Source organism: Vibrio sp. 10N.222.55.A1 (assembly GCF_041473835.1).
Taxonomy (GTDB): domain Bacteria; phylum Pseudomonadota; class Gammaproteobacteria; order Enterobacterales; family Vibrionaceae; genus Vibrio; species Vibrio crassostreae_C.
Genome location: NZ_JBFRSX010000088.1, coordinates 1 through 4,933 on the forward strand (window position 1 = coordinate 1; position 4,933 = coordinate 4,933).

A 4,933-nucleotide genomic window follows, 5' to 3' on the forward strand; every position below is an offset into this window, starting at 1 on the left:
GAGTATACAGTAAAAACCATGTCTATTTGCGCGTGAGTGAGTGACAGCCCTTTACTAGCAATACTTCTTGTTGATACATAAAGCGTACATACTATGTATATTGGTGTGTACGCTTTTTTTATCCCTTAAGGCTTAGCAAGGCGATGGCATCACTGCGTGAAAGCATCACCCTGCCAAAAGGGTATTTAAGGGAAGTGATGGTAAAGTAAAATAATAAAGCCACTCCTTACGCTCGCACAGCTCACTACTCGCTAGGCATTTATGATTTTTCTTGACCACCCGCTGAAAAACGTTTCTGGACAGGAATCATTTAGAGTACTCTGTCTAAGTCGACTAATATTGATTAGAAAAAATATCCCAAATTATCAAAGATCTATAATTAGTTTTGCCCTCTTTATCTACAAAACGAGCGGTGAGCGGTAGCCGTAGAGTACAGGGCAAGATCACCAAGCTTTACCTTGAGCTAAGTTTTTTATCTTATACTTCTTTTTGATAACAAACCAAGTCAACCATGTCTGAGCTCAATTTATTCAAGTACTTTGTAGCCATTGAAGATACACGCCAATCAGGATGAGTTGTAAATAAACTCTTTGATATTCTGTTCCTTACCACTAGCGTTGTGATTGCAGGAAGTCAAGGTTGGGAAGAAATTGAAAAGTTCGGGCGTGACAAACTGGATTGGTTGCGTAAGTTTTAGTTTTCTTTGCATTTTGACCTAATTACTCTTTATTAAAAACGACGTATACTCCCTCAAAAGTAGCAACCAACTCATCCGCACAAAATAGATTGCAGGCTATTTGAACACGCCCTTTTCCCTTGCGTTGAAACGCACGATGAAACCGAGACCACGCCGTAAGGTTGTCATATTTACATACTGCTGTTACATCTTTGTTGGCGGGCTTCAGGTATCGAATGCTATTTTCTTGAATAACAATTTGATGTTTTTTACCCTCTAACTGGGCATAAACTAAAGACCAACCTGCCAAAATACCAACAACAGATAAGCTGCCGCCAAACACCGTATTCATGTGGTTTGTATTCACTCTCAATGGTGCAGTAATCTCGATATTTTTGCTGCTACAAGTATTCACACCGATACCGAGAGACTTTGATACTGGTATATGATGATGAAGGTAGACTTCAAGCTCTCTATTTTTCATATAGACCGTTGCCTTTTTCAGACCGCCACAATATTGCAAAAGTCCGTTTTAGAGGGATGCAGGAATTACACTTTAGCTAATTCAGTTAATACTTGCTTATAAGTATCCACTGATTGGGCTCCAGAAATAGCGCTCTCGCGATTGAATACAACCGTTGGAACACCTGATATACCCGCTTGTTTCCATTGTTGTTCCAGCGACTGGACATGACTTCGAATATCATCATCATCTAGGCATTGCATTGCTTCGTCAACATTAATACCAAGACTTTGCAACTCTTGCTCGAGGGTACTCTTGCTGGATATATCTTTTTGCTCGCTATAAAACGAAGCAAATAACCGGTTTTTAAGCTCGGTTTGCTTGCCTACACTTTTTGCATGCTCCAGAAGAATATGAGCATCAAGGGTATTTACAGCTTTTAGCCCGTCAAAGTAGTCGAATTTAAATCCAACGTCTTCTCCAAGCTCTGTCATCTCTTTTCTGAAACGAATGCTATCTTCTAATGTAGTACCGTACTTCCTTTTAAGGTGGGCACGTAGGTCTTCACCTTCAAGCGGCATATCTGGATTTAACTGAAAAGGTTGCCACTCAATCTCAATGCGATCTTCTATACCAAGCTCTTTTATCGCGGTATTTAAACGCTTATAACCGATAATACACCAAGGACAAATCACATCTGACACTATATCCAATTTGATTTTCTTATTCATATTTAACTCTTTTTATCAAGCGTTTAGTTTCAATTTTATTTCATTAAATAACACTAAGCAGAATCCAAATTGTTTATTATTCGGTATCCTGCTCATTTTCACCGTAGAGAGTTGCGGTTCTATATTTTTTGCTCACAAAGCTGAATTGTTGGAACGGTATTAGTGAAGTTCGGTACATCAGCTTTTATCTTCTCTGCATTTGGGCCAAATGCCGTTTGAAATGACTCTATAGATTCAAATGAAATTGTACTAATCGCCACATATGCCGCTGCTTCACCAGGAACAACACTTGTTAGCCCTGCATCTACTGTCGCCCCTTTTAGTGCGTCTCCCAGAAGCTCTCCTATCATAGGAACATGTTTGTTGCAGTAGTAATCAAAATCAAAAATCACATCATCGTTATTTGGGTATATTACGTATACTTTAATCATTGCTTTTTCCCTTTTTCCCTTTTTCTTTCACTAAAGTTTTAAACTGTTGGGGGTTACATTTTGTTCTTGGGCATTGCTTTTCCAATCATTGATTCACCCATTATTGCCTGCTTTTGGTGGGAGATGATCCCAGAAAGAATAGCGGTCATTCGATTACGTTTACCTGGAACCACAACTGCTTTTCTACCCAAACCATTGATAGCTATTTCTGCTACTTCCGCTGGATCTTTTGCAACCATTGGTAGTTTTGACCAGTCAACACCATTATCAGCAGTCATCGGTGTAGTTGTTAACCCAGGAGAAAGAACCGTTACATCAATACCTTTGGGTTTAAGTTCGCCATGAAGAGATGCACCTAGCTGAAGAACATAGGCTTTGGTACCTGCATAATTTGAAAAATATGGGGAAACCATATGACCAGAAAGACTTGATACCATTAAAATGCCGCCTCTTTTTCTTTCGATCATCGCTGGTGTAAAGTGGTGAGTCAGTTGCAATACAGAGGTAACGTTAAGCTGTATCATCTTCAACTCTTGCTCTAGAGATGATTTAGCAAACGAACCATTAACTTCAATACCAGCGGCTAGTACAAGTAGCCCAATACTTTTGTCAATTTGCTTAACTTTTTCGACGCCTTCTGACGTACTTAAGTCAGCAGAAACGGTCGTTGCTTTAATTCCGTAGCGTTCAGTAAGCAACGTAGCTTGCTCTTCAAGCTCTTTTTCTCGACGAGCGACCAAAACAATGTTCAATCCTTTTGCTGCAATCTGGCTTGCCATTTCTGCGCCAATGCCTGATGTTGCCCCTGTGATAAGTGCCCAATCACCATATTTTTCTTTAAAGCTGATACCCATAATTCGTTACCTTTCTCTGTGTTTAGTTGATGGGGTAACTATATGGAATTTGGAGGTACAGGGCTCTCCATAAAAGTTCAAAAATTGCTCACATTAGTTCAAACGAGCCAACCTGAATGGAAAGGTTAAAATGCGTTGGTGTCAGGTTAAACGAAATTGAGAAGGGGATAGACCTGTTTGTCCTTTAAAGGCACGGTTAAACGTGGAAATCGACTCGAAACCTGTTTCAAAAACGATGTCGGAGATACGTAAGCTATTATCTTTCAGTAACACTTTAGCTTTGTTGATTTTTAATTTGGTAATGTATTTTATTGGGGGTTCTGAATACACCTCTTTAAACTTACGTTTAAAAGTAGAAACACTCATATGACACAATGCTGCCAACTCATCCACACTCAGATCCGCATACAGATTACTTTGGATAATATCTTCAAATTTGGCAAAGTTAGGTTTAAACATAGAAGCAAGAAAATCGAGTTCAGAAGGTGCGCTGGTTCTTTTCGCCATAAGAATGACAAATTCACGTAGTTTGCTCTCGATAAGCAAATCATCCGCCAACTCTGGAGAATCCAGCAATATACTGATGCTATCACGATAGTGCTCTAGCAATTTGTCCACTTCAACCTGCAAAATATTATAATCGACCCTGTATTTTGACTGGCTAATATCAAAGTTAAACAGTGACTGAAATATTTCAGGATAGAGAAGGATACCAATCGCTTCACCTGCACCTTCATCATTATGATAGCTAGTGTTTTCATAAAAGTAGTTGGTGCATTTTGCCAGTATTCCGCAGTTTTTGTTCAATGAAGCAGATTCTGTCTGTTCCCTGACGTTAAAATCGCCATTTGTGACAAACGCAAAACACGCTTCACTGTCTACAAATACGCGCGGCATACGTTTGAAACTGGGTATATCTTGTTTTTGAAAAACAATACGTCCATTATATTTTATTGTTTTCATTTAAAGGCACCATTCAATAGTATTGCGATAAGGATAAAGCAGTCTACCTGCTCGATTAACTAATTGGCTCAACTAGAATCGTGTTGCTACGGTGCTGCACTCATAATCATTAGACATCTAAAACTCGACAACAAAGCTAAAGCTCGAGAATAGTCTACGCATAATCTATTTTTCAAATGTACTCAATACAAGCATGAATGCATGTATAGATCGAGCGAGAGATTCATGTGGTCTTTGCCCTCTTGATTGAACTTTTAGTCCTTGACGAAACGTAAGGAAATAGTCGGTCAAATGCTCTGCATCTATACCATCAATAAGTCGTTCTGTTTTCTCATATTGAGTAAAAAATGCCAGTGTTGCAATACGACCTTGTTCAAACTTCTTAATAACATACTCATAGAGGGCTGGTTCGTTTGATTTTAATTCAACAATACTGTTTGTAATTAAGCAGCCGTAAGTGAGTAGATCATTCTCTGGATTTAAGAACTCACTATCAAATAAATATTGAAGATTCTCTGATATTGATTTATTTGAGTCGAGTTTCTTGAGTACCACAGACATGTGATGCTCAACATAGAAATCTACTATACATTTAAACACGGTTTCTTTGTTGCCAAACGCGTTGTAAATACTGGTTTTCGTTAATCCTGTAACGGTCGATAATTGATCCACCTTAGTCGACGCATAACCATGCTGCCAAAAATATTTGGCCATAACTCCAAGCACTTCTATCTCGTCAAACTGTCTTTTCTTTGCCATTTATCTATACAACTACATAAAATTCTTATTGACACCTATTGTACTAGTTAGTACAT

General features: G+C 38.7%; 7 protein-coding genes. 1 reads left to right on the forward strand and 6 read right to left on the reverse strand.

The genetic code is table 11. From position 1 onward, the window contains the following. The first annotated feature begins 595 nt into the window (after positions 1–595). The gene (locus AB4493_RS20960) at positions 596–697 is read left to right on the forward strand and encodes a transposase family protein (protein ID WP_102430419.1); all 102 of its coding nucleotides are present in this window, start codon (positions 596–598) and stop codon (positions 695–697) included. Positions 698–719: 22 nt separating this feature from the next. Here AB4493_RS20960 and AB4493_RS20965 read toward each other — a convergent pair whose 3' ends face one another. The 6 genes from AB4493_RS20965 to AB4493_RS20990 all read right to left on the reverse strand — a co-directional run bounded on the left by AB4493_RS20965 (position 720) and on the right by AB4493_RS20990 (position 4,877). Then, positions 720–1,160, reverse strand: a complete 441-nt coding sequence (locus tag AB4493_RS20965) for a YiiD C-terminal domain-containing protein (protein WP_102366907.1) — start codon at positions 1,158–1,160, stop codon at positions 720–722. A 65-nt stretch (positions 1,161–1,225) separates the two neighbouring features. After that, positions 1,226–1,870, reverse strand: coding sequence for a DsbA family oxidoreductase (locus AB4493_RS20970; RefSeq protein WP_102366906.1), 645 nt, complete (start codon positions 1,868–1,870; stop codon positions 1,226–1,228). Positions 1,871–1,989: 119 nt separating this feature from the next. Then, positions 1,990–2,301 (reverse strand): EthD family reductase, encoded by a 312-nt coding sequence (locus tag AB4493_RS20975; RefSeq protein WP_055024798.1) that lies wholly within the window; start codon positions 2,299–2,301, stop codon positions 1,990–1,992. 53 nt (positions 2,302–2,354) lie between these two features. Next, on the reverse strand, positions 2,355–3,155 hold the full coding sequence (locus AB4493_RS20980) for an SDR family oxidoreductase (protein WP_102366905.1): 801 nt from the start codon (positions 3,153–3,155) through the stop codon (positions 2,355–2,357). A 141-nt stretch (positions 3,156–3,296) separates the two neighbouring features. Beyond that, positions 3,297–4,118: an AraC family transcriptional regulator gene (locus AB4493_RS20985; RefSeq protein ID WP_198589006.1), complete on the reverse strand. Its 822-nt coding sequence runs from the start codon at positions 4,116–4,118 to the stop codon at positions 3,297–3,299. A 165-nt stretch (positions 4,119–4,283) separates the two neighbouring features. Beyond that, positions 4,284–4,877 carry a TetR/AcrR family transcriptional regulator gene (locus AB4493_RS20990; RefSeq protein WP_102366904.1) on the reverse strand — a complete coding sequence of 198 codons (594 nt, stop codon included), beginning with the start codon at positions 4,875–4,877 and terminating at the stop codon, positions 4,284–4,286. Positions 4,878–4,933 lie beyond the last annotated feature (56 nt).